Source organism: Flavobacterium pisciphilum (genome assembly GCF_020905345.1).
Classification (GTDB): domain Bacteria; phylum Bacteroidota; class Bacteroidia; order Flavobacteriales; family Flavobacteriaceae; genus Flavobacterium; species Flavobacterium pisciphilum.
The window spans coordinates 1,376,387-1,399,081 of the sequence record NZ_JAJJMO010000001.1 but is presented as its reverse complement, the minus strand read 5'-3'; the positions used below and the strand labels follow the sequence as shown (position 1 = coordinate 1,399,081).

At 33.1% G+C, this 22,695-nt stretch carries 20 protein-coding genes; 16 read left to right on the top strand and 4 right to left on the bottom strand.

What is annotated here, in order from left to right:
• Positions 1-10: 10 nt before the first annotated feature.
• On the bottom strand, positions 11-3,133 hold the full coding sequence (locus LNQ49_RS05390) for a SusC/RagA family TonB-linked outer membrane protein (RefSeq protein WP_229987659.1): 3,123 nt from the start codon (positions 3,131-3,133) through the stop codon (positions 11-13).
• Positions 3,134-4,174: 1,041 nt separating this feature from the next.
• Between LNQ49_RS05390 and LNQ49_RS05385 the strand changes: the two genes are divergently transcribed.
• The 16 genes from LNQ49_RS05385 (at position 4,175) to moaA (ending at position 19,401) form a co-directional block, all read left to right on the top strand.
• Positions 4,175-5,650 (top strand): MFS transporter, encoded by a 1,476-nt coding sequence (locus tag LNQ49_RS05385; protein WP_229987658.1) that lies wholly within the window; start codon positions 4,175-4,177, stop codon positions 5,648-5,650.
• A gap of 20 nt (positions 5,651-5,670) precedes the next feature.
• Positions 5,671-7,263 (top strand): magnesium transporter MgtE N-terminal domain-containing protein, encoded by a 1,593-nt coding sequence (locus LNQ49_RS05380; protein ID WP_229987657.1) that lies wholly within the window; start codon positions 5,671-5,673, stop codon positions 7,261-7,263.
• Positions 7,264-7,291: 28 nt separating this feature from the next.
• The gene (locus tag LNQ49_RS05375) at positions 7,292-8,344 is read left to right on the top strand and encodes an MFS transporter (RefSeq protein WP_229987656.1); all 1,053 of its coding nucleotides are present in this window, start codon (positions 7,292-7,294) and stop codon (positions 8,342-8,344) included.
• A 70-nt stretch (positions 8,345-8,414) separates the two neighbouring features.
• Positions 8,415-10,631: a molybdopterin oxidoreductase family protein gene (locus LNQ49_RS05370; RefSeq protein ID WP_229987655.1), complete on the top strand. Its 2,217-nt coding sequence runs from the start codon at positions 8,415-8,417 to the stop codon at positions 10,629-10,631.
• Between the two features lie 18 nt (positions 10,632-10,649).
• On the top strand, positions 10,650-11,219 hold the full coding sequence (locus tag LNQ49_RS05365; RefSeq protein WP_229987654.1) for a 4Fe-4S dicluster domain-containing protein: 570 nt from the start codon (positions 10,650-10,652) through the stop codon (positions 11,217-11,219).
• 10 nt (positions 11,220-11,229) lie between these two features.
• A complete protein-coding gene (locus tag LNQ49_RS05360) occupies positions 11,230-11,739 on the top strand; it encodes a Rieske (2Fe-2S) protein (RefSeq protein ID WP_229987653.1) in 510 nt (169 codons plus the stop codon).
• Positions 11,740-11,762: 23 nt separating this feature from the next.
• Positions 11,763-12,011, top strand: a complete 249-nt coding sequence (locus tag LNQ49_RS05355; protein WP_229987652.1) for a DUF6755 family protein — start codon at positions 11,763-11,765, stop codon at positions 12,009-12,011.
• Positions 12,012-12,268: 257 nt separating this feature from the next.
• On the top strand, positions 12,269-13,441 hold the full coding sequence (locus tag LNQ49_RS05350; protein WP_229987651.1) for a molybdopterin molybdotransferase MoeA: 1,173 nt from the start codon (positions 12,269-12,271) through the stop codon (positions 13,439-13,441).
• Positions 13,442-13,450: 9 nt separating this feature from the next.
• Positions 13,451-14,197 (top strand): sulfite exporter TauE/SafE family protein, encoded by a 747-nt coding sequence (locus LNQ49_RS05345; RefSeq protein ID WP_229987650.1) that lies wholly within the window; start codon positions 13,451-13,453, stop codon positions 14,195-14,197.
• A gap of 26 nt (positions 14,198-14,223) precedes the next feature.
• Positions 14,224-14,805 (top strand): molybdenum cofactor guanylyltransferase, encoded by a 582-nt coding sequence (locus tag LNQ49_RS05340; protein WP_229987649.1) that lies wholly within the window; start codon positions 14,224-14,226, stop codon positions 14,803-14,805.
• The gene (gene cobA / locus LNQ49_RS05335; RefSeq protein WP_229987648.1) at positions 14,802-15,587 is read left to right on the top strand and encodes a uroporphyrinogen-III C-methyltransferase; all 786 of its coding nucleotides are present in this window, start codon (positions 14,802-14,804) and stop codon (positions 15,585-15,587) included. The genes LNQ49_RS05340 and cobA overlap by 4 nt, the downstream gene beginning before the upstream one ends.
• Positions 15,584-15,820, top strand: coding sequence for a MoaD/ThiS family protein (locus tag LNQ49_RS05330; protein WP_229987647.1), 237 nt, complete (start codon positions 15,584-15,586; stop codon positions 15,818-15,820). The genes cobA and LNQ49_RS05330 overlap by 4 nt, the downstream gene beginning before the upstream one ends.
• Positions 15,821-15,832: 12 nt before the next feature.
• On the top strand, positions 15,833-16,903 hold the full coding sequence (moeB, locus tag LNQ49_RS05325; protein ID WP_229987646.1) for a HesA/MoeB/ThiF family protein: 1,071 nt from the start codon (positions 15,833-15,835) through the stop codon (positions 16,901-16,903).
• A gap of 154 nt (positions 16,904-17,057) precedes the next feature.
• A complete protein-coding gene (locus LNQ49_RS05320; RefSeq protein ID WP_229987645.1) occupies positions 17,058-17,489 on the top strand; it encodes a molybdenum cofactor biosynthesis protein MoaE in 432 nt (143 codons plus the stop codon).
• 3 nt (positions 17,490-17,492) lie between these two features.
• Positions 17,493-18,407, top strand: coding sequence for a bifunctional molybdenum cofactor biosynthesis protein MoaC/MoaB (gene moaCB, locus LNQ49_RS05315; RefSeq protein WP_229987644.1), 915 nt, complete (start codon positions 17,493-17,495; stop codon positions 18,405-18,407).
• A complete protein-coding gene (moaA, locus tag LNQ49_RS05310) occupies positions 18,394-19,401 on the top strand; it encodes a GTP 3',8-cyclase MoaA (protein WP_229987643.1) in 1,008 nt (335 codons plus the stop codon). Before moaCB ends, moaA begins: the two co-directional genes overlap by 14 nt.
• Positions 19,402-19,498: 97 nt before the next feature.
• Here the strand turns inward: moaA and LNQ49_RS05305 are convergent, their stop codons facing one another.
• The 3 genes from LNQ49_RS05305 to LNQ49_RS05295 all read right to left on the bottom strand — a co-directional run bounded on the left by LNQ49_RS05305 (position 19,499) and on the right by LNQ49_RS05295 (position 22,625).
• A complete protein-coding gene (locus tag LNQ49_RS05305) occupies positions 19,499-20,197 on the bottom strand; it encodes a hypothetical protein (RefSeq protein ID WP_229987642.1) in 699 nt (232 codons plus the stop codon).
• Between the two features lie 249 nt (positions 20,198-20,446).
• The gene (locus LNQ49_RS05300) at positions 20,447-21,706 is read right to left on the bottom strand and encodes an alginate export family protein (RefSeq protein ID WP_229987641.1); all 1,260 of its coding nucleotides are present in this window, start codon (positions 21,704-21,706) and stop codon (positions 20,447-20,449) included.
• Positions 21,707-21,950: 244 nt separating this feature from the next.
• Complete coding sequence (locus tag LNQ49_RS05295) at positions 21,951-22,625, bottom strand: response regulator transcription factor (RefSeq protein WP_229987640.1); 675 nt, start codon at positions 22,623-22,625, stop codon at positions 21,951-21,953.
• Between the last annotated feature and the right edge of the window lie 70 nt (positions 22,626-22,695).

Below are 22,695 nucleotides of genomic sequence, written 5' to 3'. Positions count from 1 at the left end.
ATTTTTTTACTTAGAAAGTTACGTTCAAGCCCGAAATGAATGTTTTAGAATTTGGATACGCACCAAAGTCGATTCCAGGATATAGATTATTTTGTTCATAAGAACTTACCTCAGGATCATACCCAGTGTATTTAGTCCATGTAATTAAGTTTTCGGCAGATACATAAAACTTGATGCTCTTTGTTCCTAGTTTAGAAGAAAGACTCTTAGGTAGGGTATATCCAAAAGTGATGAGTTTTAATCTTAAGAATGAAGCATCTTCAACATAGCGTTCCGAAACGATTCCTAATGGAGAACTAGAGGCTCTAGGAATTTCATTACTAGGATTAGTAGGTGTCCAACGATCCTCAAGAGTTGCCGCTGCATTAGTTCCAAGAGTTGAGATTTCTAATTGTTGGTTAAGGGCATTAAATATTTTTCCTCCATAAGATCCTTGTAAAGAAAAATTCAAATCGAAGTCTCGGTACGAAATGGTATTGCTAAAGCTTCCCACAAATTTAGGTTGAGAACTTCCGAGGTTGCCTTTGTCTGCAGCCGAAATGATTCCATCACCATTAGTATCTACATACTTTCTATCTCCAACTTTTGTATTGGCAAGACTGTTTATTTTTGGTTGTGTATTAACTTCTTCTTGAGTTTGAAAAACACCATTGGTTTTGTATCCCCAAAATGTTCCTAGAGGCAATCCCTTTTTTACTATTACGGGTTGTTGTTGTAATAAAGAGCCATTTGGCACTACAGGAAAAAACTGATCTACTCCATTTCCAATAGCAACAACTTTGTTTTTATTGGCAGAGAAAACGAAGTTAGAATTCCATGAGAAGTTTTCTGTTTTTAAGTTTTCCGTTATCAATCCAATTTCAATACCTTTATTTTCAACACCTCCAATATTTTGAAGAACTGTGGCAAATCCTGATGTAAGTGGAATAGGTACATTTATAAGTAAGTCCTTTGTTTTTTTGTAATACACGTCAAAAACAAAATTTATTTTTCTGTCTAGTAAAGACAAGTCTAAACCTACATTGTATTGATTTGTTTTTTCCCATTTTAAGTCAGGATTAGCCAAGCGAGTAGGAGCTAACCCAGTTTGTAACGTACCCCCAAAAGCATAATTAACAGAACCCATTGATGCTAATGAAAGGTAGTTGCCAATTTCTTGATTTCCTGTTGTTCCAGCTGTTAATCTTAGCTTGGCTTCAGTCACACCTTTGATGTTTTTAGCAAATTCTTCGTCGGTAATATTCCATGAAAACCCTGCTGATGGGAAATATCCCCAAAGTGATTCTGAACCAAATCTTGAAGAACCATCTGCTCGAGCTGATAGCGTGAAGTTATATTTGCCTTTATAAGAATAGTTTACTCTAGTTAGCCATGATTTTAGCACACTTTCAAATGCATCGCTATATGGTTTTACACCTACACCATCTTGTAAAGCATTGTAAGTATTGGCATCATTTACAAATGAATTTGCACCAGCATTTACTACTTCGCCTTGAGTGTATTGAAGTGTATATCCTGCTAAAGCTGAGAATTTGTGGTCTTCGCCAAAGTAGGTGTTGTAATTCAATGTATTTTCGTTTAATACCGAACCTACCAATCTATCACCAACAGAAGCCAATCCTTTTGTTCCTGCACCGTTTGTTGTATTTGATGGAGCATAATAATTTTGCTTAGTACTAATTACATCACCACTAACAGAAACCTTAGCAGTTAGTTTTTTCGTTATTTTATATTCACCAAATAAGCTCGTCAATATTCTATTAATTTTGGTTTGGTTAATAGTATTTTCTAAATCATTAATAGGATTTGATATAAAACCATTGACAGAGGTTGCATATGGATTTTGAGTTACATTGTAACTTCCATCAGGGTTTTTAATAGGAACCACTGGAGCGGTTAGTAATGCAGCTACTATTGGGTTAGGCTGACGGCTGCTAGAATTACTTCCTACACCATTTGAAACCGAATTACTGTAATTGGCATTTACTCCAAATTTAAAAGCCTGCGAATAATTCCTTTCATAATTGACACGCAAAGAAATTCGTTTAAAATCTGATCCAATCACAACTCCTTCTTGATCAAAATATCCTGCCGAAACAGCATATCTCGAGCGTTCATCTCCACCAGAAAAACTCAGTTGATGATTTTGAACAGGAGCTGCAGTTCTAAAAGCTGCCGATTGCCAATCATATCCTCCTGAAGTTTTAAGAGCTTCTATTTGAGCTGGTGAGAATGAAGGAGCTTGTCCGATACTGGCTTGAACATCATTACGTAAACTTGCCCATTGACTAGCATTTAATAAGTTTAGTTTTTTGGAGACATTTTGGAAACCGAAATACCCTTGATAGGAGATATTATCTTGACCTTTAGTTCCTTTTTTAGTTGTGATAAGTACTACACCATTAGCCCCACGTGATCCATAAATAGCAGTTGCTGAGGCATCTTTAAGAACTTCAATCGATTCGATATCACTGGGATTAATAGTTGACAATACATTGATGGTTGCTCCAGAAAAAGCTACACCGGCTGTACTATTGCTATTGTCATTGTATATCAATATTCCATCTACAACATAAAGAGGCTCGTTACCTGCTGTGATGGAGTTTCCTCCCCTGATACGAACACTCGAAGAGGCTCCGGGACGTCCTGAACTTTGAGTAACAACTACTCCGGGAATTGCTCCTCGTAATAAGTTATCTGCAGATGAGGTAACCTGAGTTAGATTTGCTTTTGGAACTGAAGATACTGCGCCAGTAATATCTTTTCTTTTTTGAGTTCCATATCCTACAACGACTAATTCATCAAGCTCCTGACGTTCTTCTTTTAAGCTAATCGTGACTGGGTTTTTATCAACTATTACTTCAGCTTTTTTGTATCCAATGTAACTTACAATTAATGTATATGGGAATTTTTGACCCGTTTGAAAATAGAATTTTCCTTCTGTATCAGTTACTACTCCGTGAGTCGTACCTTTAATATTTACAGAAGCTCCAATAATGGGTTGATTTGTAATATCATCGACAACTGTACCGTCGAGTTTAGATTGTATAAGAGGGGTAGTATTTTGTGCTTTAATTCCTGCTGATACAAACAGAAGAAAAAGCAATGAGTATATGTTTAATTTTTTTTTCATTTCTTTGTGTTGGTTTAAATAGTAAAGGCATAGCGAAAGCTGAGAAATCAACAATCGTTTCCTTTATAAAGAGATTCACATTTTTTTTAAGCCTGCCATTTCTGTTGCCGCAGAAATGGCTTTTTTTATTTACAGCAACTTCTATACATAGTTTTCATTTTCCTTTTTTTTAGTTAATTATTTATTTTTAGTTTTTACATGTTTTTCCACAAGCCGTTCCTTACGGTTGAGGCAAAGAATAGTTTTGTATTTTCAGTAAGATAATTGTGGAGGGGTATTCGGTTAGTTTAAACGATATAGTTTATGATATGTAAATACTAACGAAAATAGTACGATGAGAATTAGCAACAGATACACATATAACAGAAGGTGTTATAAGTGTATTCTTTAGGAAGGATGTAGTTCGATATTCTCTCGATTGTTTTCAAAATATAGATTATTTTAATTTAAACTCTACTAATTCTATAGACAAAGTTAAATTATATATAATAAAAACCAAAAATTTAGATAATTATTTTTTAAAATAAATAGAGGAGTTGTCTTTTTTGGTTTTTTAATCAGTTTTAATTCGTTGATTTTTAATTGATTATTTTTGAAATTAAGTTTTTATTCCTTTAATAAAAAGATCCAATCATCTATAAAAAATAGCTTTTTTAATACAATTTAATTAATAAAACCAAATTTGTTTAAATGAGTGGCACTTCGTTTTTACCGCAACTTTGTTCGGAAAGATTCCGATTACCTTAATTACTGCCTTTTTTTGGTTGTATGTTGTTAGTAATTAGTTGTTTAGAATCTTTATTAATAGTGGTAAATTCTTTTTGTGTAGCATTTTTTGTTAATTTTATTCATGATACAATTGCTATAGTCTGAGAGATAATTAGAATGACAATAAATAAGCAATAGAAGACAATTTCATCCTTAATATGACAAATGTCATTATTTGAGAAGGCTGATTTCTCTAATTTTGCTTTTAATTAAATAGCATACACAATTGGAATACTGATTTAATTAAAAAAAATATATTAAAAACAGTTATGTATGAGTAGTCTATCTCAATCCCACAGAATTTTATTTTTAAACACATTAGCATTTACTATATGTTTTGCTTGCTGGACATTAAATGGTGTTTTGGTTACTTATTTAGTAGACAAGGGCATATTTAATTGGACAGTTGTAGAAACAGGTTGGTTGTTAGGTATTCCTATTTTATCAGGATCAATTTTCCGACTACCCATTGGTATATTAACAGATAAATATGGTGGTAAAATAATATTCTCTGTTTTGTTGCTATTGTGCTCTGTTCCACTTTTTCTACTTCCATTTGCCAACTCATTTTGGAGTTTTGCTGTATTAAGTTTTTTATTTGGTTTAGTAGGAACCAGTTTTGCAGTAGGAATAGGATATACTTCGGCTTGGTATCCTAAAAACTGGCAAGGGAGAGCTTTAGGAATTTTTGGAATGGGAAATGCAGGTGCTGCAATTACAACATTTATCGCACCAACTTTATTAAATCAGCTATCAGAAAATGACCCAATGAATGGCTGGAAAATGTTACCAATAATTTATGGTTCTGTTTTAGTTCTTATAGGAATACTTTTTATTGTTTTTGCTAAAAACAAAAAAAATACAGGTGTTTCCAAAACAATGAAAGAACTAATGTCCCCTCTTAAAAATATTCGTGTTTGGCGTTTTGGAGCATACTATTTTCTTGTCTTTGGATGTTTTGTAGCCTATTCGCAATGGTTGGTACCAAATTTCATGAATGTGTATCATACTTCATTGGTAATGGGAGGAATGTTTGCAACAATGTTCAGTTTGCCATCTGGAATAATCAGAGCTTTTGGAGGTTATTTATCAGATAAATTCGGAGCTAGAAAAGTAATGTATTGGGTTTTAGGTTCATCGATAGTTATTAGTTTCTTGTTGATGTTCCCAAAAATGGAAGTATTTACTGCTGGACCTGGAGTTTTGGCTACCAATAACGGTATTGTTACTGAAATTGCCGCCGATGCTATAATCGTAAATGGAAAAGAACATAAAATCAACCCCAAAGCAATTTCAACAGATGACGATACAGCAATTTTCCCAGTTAAAAATTCTTGGCAGGAAATTGTCGTAAAACAAAATCAAGAGGTGAAAAAGAAAGAATTACTAGCTCAGGGAATAACACAAATTAAATTTAGCGCCAATCTTTGGGTTTATGTGATTTTGGTAATACTTATAGGTATTTCATGGGGAATTGGTAAAGCAGCAGTTTATAAACACATTCCAGAATACTTTCCTAATGAGGTAGGTGTTGTAGGGGGAATGGTGGGTTTAATTGGCGGATTAGGAGGTTTCGTTGGCCCAATTATCTTTGGTTATCTTCTTAACTACACTGGGCTCTGGACCAGTTCTTGGATATTTATTTTCATCATATCAGTTCTTTGTTTGTTGTGGATGCACCGAACAATAATAAATGTTTTGAGAACAAAATCACCAAATTTCACTAGAGATATAGAACACAATCATTAAAATAATAATAATTACAGAATATGAAAACTTGGTTAGACAAATGGGAGCCCGAAGATGAAGCGTTTTGGAGTTCAACCGGAAGTAAAGTGGCATGGAGAACTTTAACAATAACAACACTTACTTTAATATTATCGTTTGCATCATGGTTTATGATGAGTGTTATTGCAGTTAAATTACCTGGATTAGGGTTCCGTTTTACTAAAGATCAGCTTTTTTGGTTAACAGCCATCCCGGGATTAGCAGCTGGATTTTTAAGAATTATTCACACTTTTATATTACCAATATTTGGAACACGACATGTAGTATCTTTTGCTACTCTTATTAAATTAATTCCCGTAGTCGGAATTGGTTTTGCGGTGATGGATACAAATACACCATTTTGGGTATTTGCAGTATTAGCCTTTACAACAGGTTTTGGAGGAGGAGATTTCTCCTCTTACATGCCAAGTACAAGTTTGTTTTTTCCTAAAAGACTTAAAGGGACAGCACTTGGAATTCAGGCGGGAATAGGAAATTTTGGTGTTTCGGTAGCGCAATTTGTTACACCACTTATTATAAGTGTCAGCATTTTTGGTGCCGCATCAGTATTCACAAGCATTGATCATAAAGAAGCAATAGTTGTTTTTCAGAATGCTAGTATTGAAAAACAAAAAGAGGTTTTTGCAGCTTTAGATCCTGAGGTACAAGCTAGAATATTGACAGACGTAAAGAAAACCATTATTGACTCAGTAAGCGCAACAATTAAATCAGATGATAAAGTCGTTCTTTTTGCCTCATTGCCTTTAAAAGCAAAAGCTAAGGCCATTGCAAATGCAAACCCAAAGATGGCTGAAAAAATATTAAATGATATTAGTCCTAAAAATACTGCGGTTAAAAACACAGAAATATACTTACAATCAGCAGCATTTTGGTATGTTCCTTTTTTAGTTATATTATCAATTATTAGTTGGTTCTATTTAAGAAGTATTCCTATGAAAGCTTCTGTTAGAGAACAAATGGATATTTTCTCCAATAAACACACTTGGTATTGTACTATTACTTATGTGATGACTTTTGGAACATTTGCAGGTTTATCTGCAGCCTTTCCTTTAATGATTAAGTTCTTATATGGAGATTTCCCTAATGCACCAGATCCATTAGTGTATGCTTTTTATGGACCTCTTATTGGTTCAGCGAGTAGAATTGCTTTTGGTTTTATTGCTGATAAAGTGGGTGGAGCCATACTTACTACAATTACTGGTTTAGGAATTTTGGCTGGATCTATTATATTGGTAACAGAAGGATTAGTAGCACCAACAAGCATGGATCAATTTCCACTTTTTGTAACAGTAATTTTAGGAATGTTCTTTTTTACAGGAATTGGTAATGCTGGTACGTTCAGACAATACCCAATTATTTTCGCAGAAAACCAACGTCAGGCAGCTGGAGTTATTGGTTGGACAGCAGCAATCGCAGCATTTGGTCCATTTATCTTTTCTAAATTAATTGGGAATAATCTTTCTGCTAATGGTACTGTAAATCAATTCTTTATTGGAGTTGCAATTTTCACTATCTTAGCTACAGGTATAAATTGGTGGTTCTATAATCGTAAAGGTTGTGAGAAACCGAGTTAATAAGTAATTCATTAAATTTTAATTAAGGATGAAAAATAAAACATTTAATACCAAAGCTTTACTTGTCGCAACTCTAGTATCTGTGTTAACTATTGTTCTTGTGTTTTACGGATCGAGACAATTGCAAAATTTTGATGCTGCCCTGATTACTTATTTATTTGGAACAGTGTTCGCTTTCTTCGGAATAGTATATCGTTATTCGGTTTGGTTGCAACGCCCACCTACATGGATGTATTTTAAACGCAGTATCAAGTTTCTATTTACAGGAAAAATATTCTCGCATTTGTGGTTTTTAGGAAAAGAATCGGTAGAGAATATTGTTGTTCAGAAATTCATTTACCCAAGAAGCAAATACCGTTGGATAGCACACTTTTGTATTGCATTAGGATGTATGTCGGCATTTGCTATAACAATCCCACTTACGTTTGGATGGATACATTTTTCTTTGGCACCAGATTCAATTTCAATCTATGAAGCTCATTTTTTTGGGTTTAAAATGATGGAATTCAAAATAGGATCTTTTCTTGCATTCATGATTTTTCATGCTTTAAACTGGTCTTCTTGGTTGGTTATAATTGGGTCGGTTTATTATTTGAGAAGACGATTAACAAACCCTGGTTTAATAGCAACACAATCTTTTGAAGGGGATTTATTGCCACTTATTTTATTGATTGCAATATCGGTTACAGGATTGGGACTTACTTATTCCTATCAATTTATGAAAGGGTTTGCATTTGATTTCTTAGCGGTAACTCATGCCGTAACGGTAATCATGTTTTTGATATGGATTCCTTTTGGGAAATTCTTCCATATCATCCAGCGACCCGCTCAGATTGGAGCCCATATTTATAAGAAAGAAGGAATGAAAAAAGGTATGGCAGTTTGTAAACATACTGGAGAAGAATTTGCAACTCAATTACATATTGACGATTTAAAAATTGTAACCAAACAATTAGGATTTGACTTTACTCATGAAGATGGGACTTCGCACCTTGATTTAAGCCCAGAAGGGAAAAGATCACGTTTAGCTCAAGCACATTTAAAAGCAAGACTAGAAAGTGGCGGAAGCTTATTTGGATAATTTTTATTCAGTCATGGTTTACAGTCACAGTTACGGACTTTAAACTTTAAATAAAAAAACTTAAAAAAAAATGGCAAAATTACCTATATCAACTGAAAAAATAATTGAAGATTTTGGACCGCATTTAAATTATGTACCCGAAGACGGTTACCAAGGTAGAGATGAACCGGATGAAGTGGTAAAAACACATTGTTGTTTTTGCGGAATGCAGTGTGGGATTCAATTATTAGTAAAAGAAAATAAAGTAGTAGGTTTTGAACCTTGGATGGAATTTCCTTTTAACGAAGGGCGATTGTGTCCAAAAGGAGTACAACGCTATTTGCAAAATAATCACCCAGACCGTCTTTTACATCCTATAAAAAGAGTAGAAGGAAAAGGTTTTGAAAAAGCGACTTGGGATGAAGCGATGGATAAAACAGTATCTGAAATAAAAAGAATTCAGGAAAAATATGGTAAGGATGCTTTCTCAGTGTTATCAGGAGTATCGCTTTCAAATGAAAAAAGTTATTTGGTAGGGAAGTTTGCTCGTGTAGCATTAAAAACTAAAAATCTGGATTATAACGGAAGACTTTGTATGGTGAGCGCAGGAGCTGGAAATAAGAAAGCTTTTGGATTAGATCGAGGTTCAAATAATTATTCTGATTTAGAATATGCAGAAGTAATCATTGTTACTGGTGCAAATATTAGTGAAACTTTCCCAACATTAACGCATTGGATTTGGAAAGCAAGAGATCGCGGAGCTAAATTAATTGTTATCGATCCGAGAATGATTCCGTTGGCTCGAACTGCAGATATTCATTTAGATATAAAACCTGGAACAGATTCAGCTTTATATGGTGCAATGCTAAAATATCTTGCTGATCATGATATGCTCGATCACGACTTTATAGACAATTATACATCAGGTTTTCAGGAAACATTAGATGCTGTAAAAGAATATACCTTAGAATGGGCAGAAGAAATTACAGGTATTGACAAAAATAAAATCAAAGCCGCTGCTGAATTATGGGGAAAAGCCAAAACAAGCTTTTTACTTCATGCTCGTGGTATAGAACAGCATACTAAAGGAGTTGATAATGTATTAGGATGCATTAATCTAGTTCTTGCAACAGGAAGAATTGGTAAACCATACTGTGGATACGCAACGATAACTGGACAAGGAAATGGACAGGGAGGAAGGGAACATGGTCATAAATGTGATCAATTACCAGGAAACAGAGATATAGAAAATCCAGAACATCGCAAATACATTTCAGAAGTTTGGGGAATTGATGAAAAAGATATGCCAGGCAAAGGGCTTTCGGCTTATGAAATTATTGATGCTATTCATAGCGGAGAAATTAAAGGTTTACTTTCAATTTGCTTTAATCCTTTGGTTTCATTGCCAAATAATAGTTATGTAAGAGAAGCTCTTGAAAAATTAGAATTTTATGTTTGTATTGATTTCTTTTTGAATGAAACCGCACGTCATGCAGATATTGTACTTGCTGGATCTTTACAGGAAGAAGAAGAAGGAACTACAACTTCAGCAGAAGGGCGTGTAATCCGAATTCGTCAAGCCGTTACGCCTCCAGGAGAGGCAAGATCAGATATTTCTATATTTTTGGAATTGGCTAAACGATTGGGAGAAGAAGATAAGTTTACTTATGAAAATAGCGAAGCAATTTTTAATGAACTTCGAGTGGCTTCAAATGGAGGAACAGCCAATTATTTTGGAATATCTTATAAAAAAATAGAAGATAATATGGGGGTTTTCTGGCCTTGTCCTACAGATGATCATCCAGGAACACCACGATTATGGGAAGATAAAGTGTTTGCTACACCAGATAAGAAAGCCCATTTTAATCCTACTCCTTATAAATTATCTAGTGAAGTTATAGATGAAAAATATCCTGTAATACTTACTACCGGACGAGTAGTTTCTCAATATTTAAGTGGAACACAGACCCGAAGAATAGGTAAATTAGTAGATCAAATTCCTGAACCATTACTGGAAATCCATCCAGAATTAGCTTTAAAATATGGTATAAAACAACGTGAGTTGGTAAGAGTTGTAACGCGAAGAGGGGAAGCAATTTTTCCAGCAAATATTGTAGAAACAATTCGAAAAGATACTGTTTTCTTGCCTTTTCATTGGCCAGGAGCTAAATCTGCAAATCAATTGACAATTGGGACTTTAGATCCAGTTTCTAAAATGCCCGAGTTTAAAGTTTGTGCCTGCCAATTAGATCCACAAGGAAAAATGGCACCACCATCTAAAGAATCAGAAGCGTATGCAAGTGTATAATCTATAAAAAACGAGACAATGAATCAAACTAATTTTAATAGAAATGAAGAGTTTTTTGTAGATCTGCAACGCTGTATTGGATGCAAGGCATGCGAAATGGCTTGTGCTGAATGCGAGACCAATGGACATGAATCATTAATTAGTGTGAATTATGTAGAACGTTCATCAACAATTCAAACTACAGTGCAAGTTTGTATGCATTGTGAAGATCCAGTATGTGCAAACGTATGTCCAGCCGATGCAATTTCGCAAGACGAATTCGGAATCGTTCATACTGCTAATACCGAAAGATGTATTGGTTGTTCAAACTGTGTTATGGCATGTCCATTTGGAGTTCCTAAAAAGATGGAAGAGTACGATTTGATGATGAAATGTACCATGTGTTATGATAGAACGAGTGTAGGTAAAAAACCTATGTGTGCAACCGTTTGCCCAAGTGGTGCTTTGTTTTATGGAACAAGAGCCGAAATTGAGGAAATGAGACCAAATAGTTCTCCAATCAATACATTCATTTTTGGAAAAGAAACAGTGAATACCAAAGTAAACATTATGATGCCAAAAGGCAGTAATGAATTAAGAATATATTAAATCTAAATCCATGTCAAAAGAAGATAATTTAAATCAAAACTGGAAAAAAGATTTCCCAATAAAAAAGCAAGAATCGACACAAGTAAGTCGACGTGATTTTGCTAAATTCCTAACATTTGTTTCTGGCGGATTAATGGTCGGTAGCGGATTTGTTGCTGCCAAAGCCTATTTATTACCAAAAGAAGGGGTTCAAGGAGAGCATTTTATTTGTAATAAAGACGAAGTTCCAGTAGGAGGAACCAGAGGTTTTGTAATAGAAGGAAGTACAATACCCTATATTTTAATACATCTGGAAAGTGGCGATTTTAAGGCATACGAACAAAAATGTACGCATCTATCATGTTCCGTATTTTATAAACCAGGAACAGGAATTATTCATTGTCCTTGTCATGAAGGCTCATTTGATGCTATGACTGGAGATGTAATAGCTGGGCCACCACCAAGAGCTTTACCAAAATTAGAAGTATTTTTTAAAGATAATAAAGTTTTTGTAAAGGCCGAAGAACCTAAAGAAAGCTAGTATAACCTCAAAAAATAATTAGTATGAGTACTTTTAGAAAAAGTCAGAACAGTGCCAATCCAAATAAACTGAACAATATACTTTCGACACTTATCTTTATTTTAATTTTGAATGTGAGTATCCAAATTTGGTTGTTATATGCTTCTTTGAACAATGCATTAGATAATAATAAAGAAATATTGTTACCTGCTTTTATTGCTTCCGTTATTTTATTCTTAATAGGTTTTGGATGGATGTATTATTTGCCAACAGGAAATTTTAAAAAGAAATAGTTTATCCCGATGTTTATTATCAAAAATAAAACGGGTTTTCTTAAAATATAAATCAAAAAATACTTGATTGTTAATTCATCTCTTTGATATTTAGTAAAGTGGATTTCTAGTGTTATTTGATTCTTTTTTGGGAGTGTATTTAAAGAATTAAGCTTAAATTTATATTCCTTAAAAAACACGAGTAGTAACGATTTCTACGACATTAAAAACACTTGTATTTGTAGCAAGTATTTTTATTTATATATAAAATATCCACCATGATTCAAGTAGACAAAGCCTTATCAATTATTGCAGAAAACAGTATAAAAATGCCAGTTCGCAAAATTAAAGTCAGTAAATCACTGGGTTATATTTTGGCAGAAACGGTTTATGCGCCTATTGCAATGCCACCATTTCGTCAATCGGCTATGGATGGTTATGGCTTTATACATTCAGAAAGCAAACAATATGATGTAATTGGTATTTCGCAAGCAGGAGCCAATGATAAGTATAAAATTAAAGCCAATCAAGCAGTACGAATTTTTACTGGAGCATTTGTTCCAGACTCAGTAGATACTGTAGTAATGCAAGAACATGTTACTGTCAATGGAGATTCGATTAGTATTGATAAAATGCCAGATCCTAATGCAAATGTAAGAGCAAAAGGGGAACAAGTTAATGCGGGTGATATTATGCTTGAAAAAAACATTCGTTTAACTCCTGCAGCAATTGGTTTTTTGGCTTGTTTAGGAATCACAGAAGTTAGCGTGTATAGTAAACCAAAAGTTGCTATCCTTGTTACTGGAAATGAATTGGTACAACCTGGTGAAAAATTAAAATTAGGTAAGATTTTCGAGAGTAATTCGATTATGTTGCAAGCTGCTTTAGAAACTGCAGGAATAAAAAAAGTAAAAGTTTTTAGAGTAAAAGATAATTTAAAAGCGACTGAAAAAGTTTTGAAAAAGCTTTTATTAAAATACGATATGATTCTTGTTTCAGGAGGAATTTCGGTAGGTGATTATGACTTTGTCAAAGAGGCATTGTTGAAAAACGGAGTTCAAGAATTATTTTATAAAATAAACCAAAAACCAGGAAAGCCTTTGTTCTTTGGGAATAAGGAGGAAAAGTTAGTTTTTGCTTTACCAGGAAATCCAGCTTCGTCTCTTACTAGTTTTTATGTGTATGTTTTGCCAGCTTTAAAAAAAATGATGGGATTTGAGGATATTCATTTAAAAAAGATTGTTCGAAAACTAAATACAGCAGTAACTAATTCTACAGGAAAAACATTGTTCTTAAAAGCATTATATAATGAAACTCATGCAACCGTATTAGACAGTCAGAGTTCGGCAATGTTAAATACTTTTGCTATAGCAAATTCCTTGCTTTTTGTACCTTACGATCGTACAGAAATTAAAGAAAATGAGGATGTAATATTATTACCATTAGATTAAACAAAATATATGAATGTATTAACTACAGAAAACTTAATAATTTTTAGCATTGCACTTGTAGTAATTGCTTTTTTATATTCTAGTGTTGGTCATGGAGGAGCATCAGGATATTTGGCATTAATGGCGATTTTTGCTTTCCCGATTGGTGTAATGAAGCCTTCGGCATTGTTGCTTAATTTGTTTGTGTCTAGTATTTCTTTCTTCTTTTATTATAAGATGAATTACTTTAAGCCCAAGCTGTTTTATCCTTTTGCAATAGCATCGATTCCAGCAGCTTTTATAGGAGGTTTTATAACATTGGATAGCACCGTTTATAAAGTGATTTTAGGATTGGTTTTGGTATTTGCAGCATTTCGATTATTTGGCTTTTTTAATTTTAAAGAAAAAGAGGCGGTTGTAATAAAGCTTCCATTTGCATTGGCTTTAGGTTTTGGAATAGGATTATTATCGGGGATGTTAGGAATTGGTGGTGGAATCATATTAAGTCCGATTTTATTGTTTCTGGGTTGGGCATCAGTAAAAGAGTCGGCAGCGGTTTCAAGTCTTTTTATTTTCGTAAATTCACTAGCGGGAATAACAGGTTACTTTTTAGGAGGAAAAACGATTCCAATAGATAGTTTTTATTTAGTACCTATTGCAGTTTTTGGAGGCGTTTTAGGAGGGTATTACGGAAGTGGTTACTTCTCCAACAAAACATTAAAATATGTTTTAGGAGTGGTAATATTATTGGCGAGTGTAAAGTTGATATTTCCCTAATATAAAGAATAAATAATTTTTTTGATATGGAAAATCTGGCAGTTTTTATTCTATGCGGAGGAAAAAGTTCCCGGATGCAATCTGAGAAAGGATTGGTATTGTTTAAAGGCAAGCCCTTTATTGAACATATCATTAATGCTATTTTGCCTATTACAAATAACATACAGTTAATTACAAATGGGAATGATTATGACTATTTGGAGTATAATAAAATAAATGACATAGAAATTGATAAAGGTCCTCTAGGGGGGATATACACCGCTTTGTATCATTCTGAATCTGAATTCAACATGATTTTGAGCTGTGATATACCTTTAATTTCTACTGAATTATTGGCTGAATTAATAAAAAAACATGATGATGAAGCTGCAATTACTGTTTTATCGTCAGAGAGTAGAATGCACCCTTTGATTGGGATTTATGCCAAGAGAATTATTCCAGTTATTAAAGAAGCGATTACTCAAGGAGATTTGAAATTAATGAATCTGATTGCCAAAGTACCGCATCAGATTATAACTTTTGACGAAAGTCAAAGCTTTAATTTTACGAATATAAATTCACCAGATGAATTAAATGATCTCAATGCTAATTTAAACTCATTGCTATGATAATACCGAAGTTAACTGTTGTAGGTGCAGGTCCGGGCGATGTTGAGTTAATTACATTGAAAGCCATAAAAGCATTACAAAATGCCGATGTGGTTTTGTATGATGCTTTGGTAAATATAGAGTTATTGAAATATGCTGTAAATGCAGAAATTGTTTTTGTTGGAAAAAGTCTGGGATGCCAAGTCTATAATCAAGTTCAGATTAATGAATTGATTGTATCGATGGCAAATCGTTATGGTCATGTAGTTCGGTTAAAAGGAGGAGATTCTTTTGTATTTGGACGCGGTATTGAAGAAATAGAGTATGCGCAAAGGTTTAACCTAGAAACGGCTGTAGTCCCTGGGATTTCATCGGCTTTAGGAGTTCCTGCCTCAAACGGTATTAGTTTAACACAAAGAGAAATAGCCGAAAGTTTTTGGGTGATAACAGGAACAACTTCAGAGCATAAATTATCTAAGGATATAAATCTAGCTTCACAATCAGAAGCAACAGTTGTTATCCTAATGGGAATGCATAAACTAGATGAAATCATTGCATTATATCAAAAAAATAGAACTGATGATTTACCTGTTGCAATTATCCAAAACGGAACAAAAGATACCCAAAAGAAAGTAACAGGAACAATTAGTTCAATTGTAGAACTAGTTAAAGAAAAAGAAATAGCTTCACCAGCAGTAATTATTATTGGTGAAGTGGTAAGAAATACATTAAAACTAAACTCCTATTTTAAAGAATATTTAGAAGATGAGTTTATTTTTCAGAATTTAAATTTAAAGCCATGATAGAGGTTAAATATTTTGGTGCTGTTGCTGAAAAGGCAAATTGCTTTACTGAAAAAATTCCTTCAGGGAATTTATCTTTGGAACAATTATTAAACGATTTAGATATTAAATATCAATTAAACACACTTTCGTTTAGTGTAGCTGTCAATCAGAAAATAGTCCCAAAAGAAACTGTTTATGAATTAAAAAGCAATGATGTTATTGCTTTATTGCCACCATTTGCTGGAGGATAAATATTATTTAATATGTCAATATTACGTTATAACCGACAAGTTATACTACCAGAAGTAGGAGAGATTGGGCAGCAAAAATTACTTGAAGCCAAAGTATTGATAATTGGTGCAGGTGGTTTAGCATCGGCTATATTGCCTTATTTGGCAGCAGCAGGTGTGGGTGAAATAGGAATAGCTGATGATGATGTAATTGAGTTGAGTAACCTACACCGCCAAGTTATTTATAAAAATGATGGAATAGGCAAAAGTAAGGTGCTTGAAGCTAAACGCATGGCAACTGAATTAAATCCTACAACTAAAATTAATGCTATTAACAAAAAGCTTTCGGGAGAAAATGCACTCGATTTGTTAGCGCATTATGATATAATAGTTGATGCAACTGATAATTTGCAAACAAAATACTTAATAAATGATGCCTGTTGTGTTCTTAATAAACCGCTAGTTTATGGTTCTATTTATAGATTTGAAGGGCAGGTTTCAGTTTTTAATTATAAAAACGGACCTACTTATCGCTGTCTATATGCAGATGAAAATAGCCAGTCTTTGAACTGTAATGATGCTGGAGTAATCGGAATATCGGTTGGGATTATCGGAATGTTACAAGCAAATGAAGTCATAAAAATGATTTTAGGAATAGGAGAAGTATTGAGTGGTAAAATATTGGTTTATAATTTATTAAGTAATGAGCAACAAAAATATGACTTTGAGAAGAGTGATTTTGTTGTAATGAACAAAAACACTTTTCAAGAAAAATACAATATTATTGAAAACCAAGTTGAAGAAATAACAGTAGGAACTGTTTTGAATCAAATAGATGTTGATGGAGTTCTTTTTTTAGATGTTAGAAATTCAGGAGAACTTCCAAAAGTTAGTTTTAAAAATGGAATTCAGATTCCGTTGATGAATTTAGAAGATGAAATGGATAAACTCAATAAAAATCAAACTATTTATGTCTTCTGTCAATCTGGAATAAGAAGTAAAGTAGCAACTGAATTGCTTATAAAAAATCAATTCAAAAATGTGAAAAGCATAGTTGGAGGAGCTTTGGCCCTGAATCAATTAATAGATGGTTCAAAGGTTTAAAAGGAGAGAGGTTCAAAGGCTTCGAAAAAGTTAGTAACTCCTAAGTTTTGGGACTGAGATTCTAAGTACGTAAAGTTTGTGTTTGAATTTTCCGTTACAGAGATAAAGAATTAAATGAATAAGTGAAATTCGTCGCTAAAAAAAATAAAATAAAATGAGTAAAAATGTATTTGTTGAAGGGCCAATTTCTTCAGCGTTTATAGCAGAATCTATTGCTAAACATCAATCGAAACATACTATTGGCGCGCATAATATCTTTTTAGGTCAGGTTCGCGCCGATGTCATTCATGACAATACTGTTGTAGCTATCGATTATTCGGCATATACAGATATGGCTAATGAGGCTTTATTTGCGATTCGAGAAAAAGCATTTGCCAAATTCGATTTAACGTGTATGCACATTTATCATAGCCTAGGCGTAGTAAAGGCTGGCGAAATTTGTTTGTTTGTTTTTGTTTCGGCAACAAGACGCAAACAAGTTTATGAAGCTACAGAGGCTATTGTAAATTGGATTAAAACGGATGTGCCAATTTTTGGAAAAGAATTATTTGAAAACGATACTTTCACTTGGAAGCAAAATACCTAGAATATGGTTGATATTACGCATAAAATTAATACGTTACGTTCTGCAACTGCAACTGCAATTGTAAAAGTAAGCCAACAAGCTACTATTGATGCTGTTGTAAATAATACGGTGCCAAAAGGGAATGTAATGGAAATGGCAAAAACGGCAGGGTTATTTGCTGTTAAAAACACACATTTATCTATTCCTGACTGTCATCCGATTCCAATCGAATTTACAGCTGTTGAATATAATATTGAAGGTCTAACTATCGAAATTATCTTTACTGTTAAAACGGTTTATAAAACAGGTGTTGAAGTTGAAGCTATGCACGGAGCTTCAATCGTGGCGCTTACGATGTACGATATGCTTAAACCAATTGATAAAAATATTGAGATTGCTACAATAAAATTAATGAATAAAGAAGGTGGTAAATCATCATTTAAAAATCATTTTCCATCAGTTATTAAAGCAGCAGTTTTCGTTTGTTCTGATTCTATTTTTGCAGGAGATAAACATGACCGTTCAGGTAAAATTATTGTTGAAAAATTAAAATCTTGTGGAGTAGAAACAGCACATTATGAGATTATTCCAGATGAAATTGATATTATTCAGGAACGTACTAAAGCTTATGTGAAAGAAAATCAATTAGTAATTTTTACTGGAGGAACGGGTTTGTCACCACGAGATGTAACTCCCGAAGCGTTGATCCCTTTGCTAGAAAGCCGTATTCCAGGTATCGAAGAAGCAGTTCGTGATTATGGACAACAGCGTATGCCCTATGCCATGTTATCTCGAACTGTTGCGGGAACTTTAGGAAAGAGTTTAGTATTGGCTTTACCAGGGTCAACCAATGGAGCTAGAGAATCTATGGATGCTATTTTTCCACATGTTTTGCATGTATTTCATATTTTAAAAGGCAATAATCATGATGCCAAATAATACAATTTTAACAGATGATTTTGGACGTAAGCATAACTATTTGCGCATTTCTCTTATAGAGAAGTGTAATTTACGTTGTACGTATTGCATGCCTGCTGAAGGGATTGCATTAACTCCTAAAAGTGAATTAATGACTGCCAATGAGGTTTTTGCTATTGCGCAAACATTTGTACAAAATGGTGTTGATAAAATCCGATTGACAGGAGGAGAGCCACTTTTGAGAAAAGATTTTCCTGAAATTATTTCAAAATTAGCAACTCTTAATATCAAACTTTCTCTTACTACAAATGGTATTTTGATTGACCGCCATTTGGATGTTTTAAAACAGTTTAATGTTCGAGATATTAATTTGAGCCTTGATACTTTAATTGCTTCTAAATTTAGCTCTATAACACTTCGTAATCAGTTTGAGAAAGTAATTGATAATTTGCATCTGCTTTTAAATAATGATTTTAATGTAAAAGTAAATGTGGTTTTGATAAAAGGGTTTAATGAAGATGAGGTTATCGATTTTATTAAATTAACTGAGTTTTTGTCTTTATCCGTTCGATTTATAGAATTTATGCCTTTTGCTGGAAATGCATGGGATAAAAGTAAAATAGTTTCCGAAAAACAGATTTTAGAAATTGTTGGTAATCATTTTGGCACATCTAAATTTGAGAAGCTTGTTGATGAAAAAAATTTCACAGCAAGAATTTTTAAAATAAATGGGCATCTAGGTAATTTTGGGATTATTAGCTCAGTTACGAATCCGTTTTGTGATAGCTGTAATAGAATCCGCCTTACAGCAAATGGTAAAATAAAAAACTGTTTATTTTCTAATAGTGAGACTGATTTATTAACTCCTTTTAGAAATGGAAAATCGATTATTGATTTGATCTCAACAACTATTACAAGTAAGAAAAAAGTAAGAGCTGGAATGGCTACAATAAAGGAATTGAATAACCCAAGTTTAAATCAAGATAACCGTAGTATGATTGCTATTGGTGGTTAGTTTTAATTGTAAAACATAAGGTATTAAACCAAACTGGATCGAAGCTTGTTTACCTAAAAAAGGGGATTAACTTTTTAAAGTTAATCCCCTTTTTTATTTATTTCTTCTTTTTCGATTTTGATTTCGATTTTTTCGCCTTCTTTTTGGCTATTTTTTTAGCTTTAGCTTTTTCCTTTGCTTTTTTAGTTTTTTCTTTCTTTTTCGCTTTAGCTTTAAGTTTAGCTTTTTTGGCTTTCTCTTTCTTTTTATCCTTTTTAGCTTTCTCTTTTTTCTTAGCTAATTTCTTTTTTTCTTTCTCTTTCTCCTTGTCTTTTTCTTTCATTTTTTTCTTCTTTTTATCTTTTGATTTGTCTTTATCTTTTATGATATGTCCTATTGCATCCACTAAATTACCAGTATTAGGAGCTGTTGTTTTTTCTTTTGTTGTCGCAACTGGTTTGCTTGTAGTAGTTGTCGTTACTTCTTTTTCTTTTGCAATTGGTGCTGCTACTTTCGTTGCAGAGGCCTGAGGAGGTTTTGCAGCTACAGTAGTCTCTTTGGTTACTTTAGTTTCCGTTTTAGCAACAGCTGGTTTAGCTGGTGCCACTTTTTTCACTGGAGCTTTTTGTACAGGTTTTGTGGCTGTAGTAGCTTTGGCAGCAGGTTTAGTAGCTGTTGTTCTTTTTACTGGTGCTTTGGTTGGTGTTTTTGCTGCTGATGTCGTTTCTAGCTTTTTTTCTTCTACAATTGGCTGAATGTTGTCGGCCTTAGGTAAATCAGTATTTTGAGGAGTGCCCTCTGTTGCTTTTTTTTCCATATGATGTTGGCTTTATAATTGAAAAGTTCTGAAGTTAGTAATGATGAAAGATTAATAATGTGTTTAAATTGTTAACTTTCAGTTAAGTAAATATAAACAATAAAAATATACGGCAATGTTAAGTTTTTCCCCAATCTTGCTATCGATTAATTATTTTAATGAATCATATATAAAAAAAAACACCCTTTGTTCCAAAGCAAAGGGTGAATATATACATTGTATTAAAAAGGGATAGTATAATAAAATAGGCTATTTCTTTAAAGTAAAAATTCTTGGATTTATAGAAATCATCAACCAAGCCCAGTTATTGGTATGACCGGCATCTCCTGCTTTTAAAAATTCTAAGGTTTTAGAACCAAACATTTGTGAGTATCCACCACTAAGTGCAATGTCTTTTTTAAATGCATATCCAAAAGTTAAATCGACTTCAGTTCCTAAATACGACTCAAGTTCTACATTTGTTGGAGTTATAACTTTATTTGGCGCGTGAAACACATGAGGAATTAAAGCAAATTGCCATTTATTATGGGTATAGCTTAATTTTAAAAATGCATCTTGTAAACCAACGCTGTTTTGATGATTACCAACATAAAAATAATCCATATAACCATTAAACCCATGATTAGTACCAAAAAGAGGAGTGAATGATTTTATTGCAGTACTTCCATCATTCATATCTTTTCCGGATAGAAATTCGTAACCTAATGAGGCTTTAAAAGTTTCAGTGATTGCATAACCTAAATTTGCACCAGCATACCATGCGCTAACACTTTTGTCTGTACTCTTACCAGTTTGCCCATAAATACCAAGGTTAGTATCGAGTTTTGTGGTTTTATAAGTTAGATAAGTTCCAAAAGTTTGTTTGTAATCGACTAATAATTTACTTTCTAGATTAGCATATTCATAACCTGTATTTAGCATTAATAAGCTTACGCCCAATGCATCAAGATTTGTATGATACCAAGCATATTGCATGGATTTGTAATTAGAAATTGTATATGGAGTTTCGATCACATTTTCTCCAGTAGAGTTGTAAGCTATTCCTAAATCTAATTGATGGTTTTTTGGATGAAAGCTTACTAATACAGCATCATGACTTTGCCCTTGTTGTGCCCAATCTATTTCTCCAAGAATACGTTGGTTATCATAGGAAATGACTTGGCGACCTATACGAGTACTCCAGTTTTTATCAAAGTCATATTGTGCCCAACCTTCAAATACGGCAACTCCATTTTTATCTGAAACATTTGCATTTGCTACATCTCCCCACGTTCTTACGTTTTGAAGTGTTAATTTTACTTTTAGCTGGTCTTGTCCAAAGTTTAAATTTAATCTTGAGCGTTGTGACACAAAAGAGGCTCCTGCTTGTCCTTCTGGTAAAAGGGTTTTATAACCGTTCCGGAATTCGTAACGAGGTCTGATTTGTAAGTTTGCATCAAATTCTTGTGCCTGTATAGAAACACTTACTATTCCTAATAATAATAGAGAGATAATTTTTATTTTTCTCATAATTTTTAAATTTACTGATAGTGTAAATTTAAAAGTTTAGCATTTTTTTTTTGGTGATAAAAATCATGAAACCAGTATTTTATAATAAAATAATATTGATTGTCTGATTTTTAGTAAATAGTAGGAAAATAGTAAAGAGACGATGGGCTTTAATCTCAATGTGTACTTATATTTTATTTAGTTGCAAAATCAATTACATGCTTTTGTAATACGTATAACTACGTGTTTTTTATAACAGGGATTATTATGTGGTTTTAATCTGCACTAATGAATATTCTGTAGCCTTATTAGACAGTTCCATTAAGTTTTTTACTTTGAGTTTTTTCATCAAATTAAAGCGATGAACCTCGGCAGTTCTTTTACTAATATTAAGAGTTTCGGCAATTTCTTTGTTTCCTTTTCCAGATAATAACAATCTAAGAATTTCTTTTTCTCTTTTAGTAATGATAACCTCTTCGTTTAAAGATTGTTTTAAATCGTCATTGAAGTTGTTACTAACTAGTTGTTTGATTAATATTGATGATATATCACCACAAAAGTATTTATTACCTTTAGTAACTGAATGTAGGGCTTTTAGGAATTCTTCTTTACTCGAGCCTTTTAATAAATAACCATCTGCACCTGCTTTAATAGATTTTAAAACATACTCTTCAGTTTCATACATGGTGAGTATGATTATTTTAATAAGCTGATTTTGTTCTCTAAGTTTTTCAACTACTTCTATGCCTGTTAAGTAGGGCATGCGAATATCTACAATAAGCAAATCAGGTTGTTTATCTGTAACAACTTCTAGAGTTTCTAAGCCATCAGTTGCTTCACCAACAACCTCAATATTTGGTTCGTTTTTTAATAATAATTTAACCCCATCCCTTACAAATACATGGTCATCTGCCAGAACAACACGAATAATATCTGCCATTTTACTTAATATTTAAATTAAATTTTACGTATATTCTGCTAGATTATTATGCTAATATACGTAATTCTTA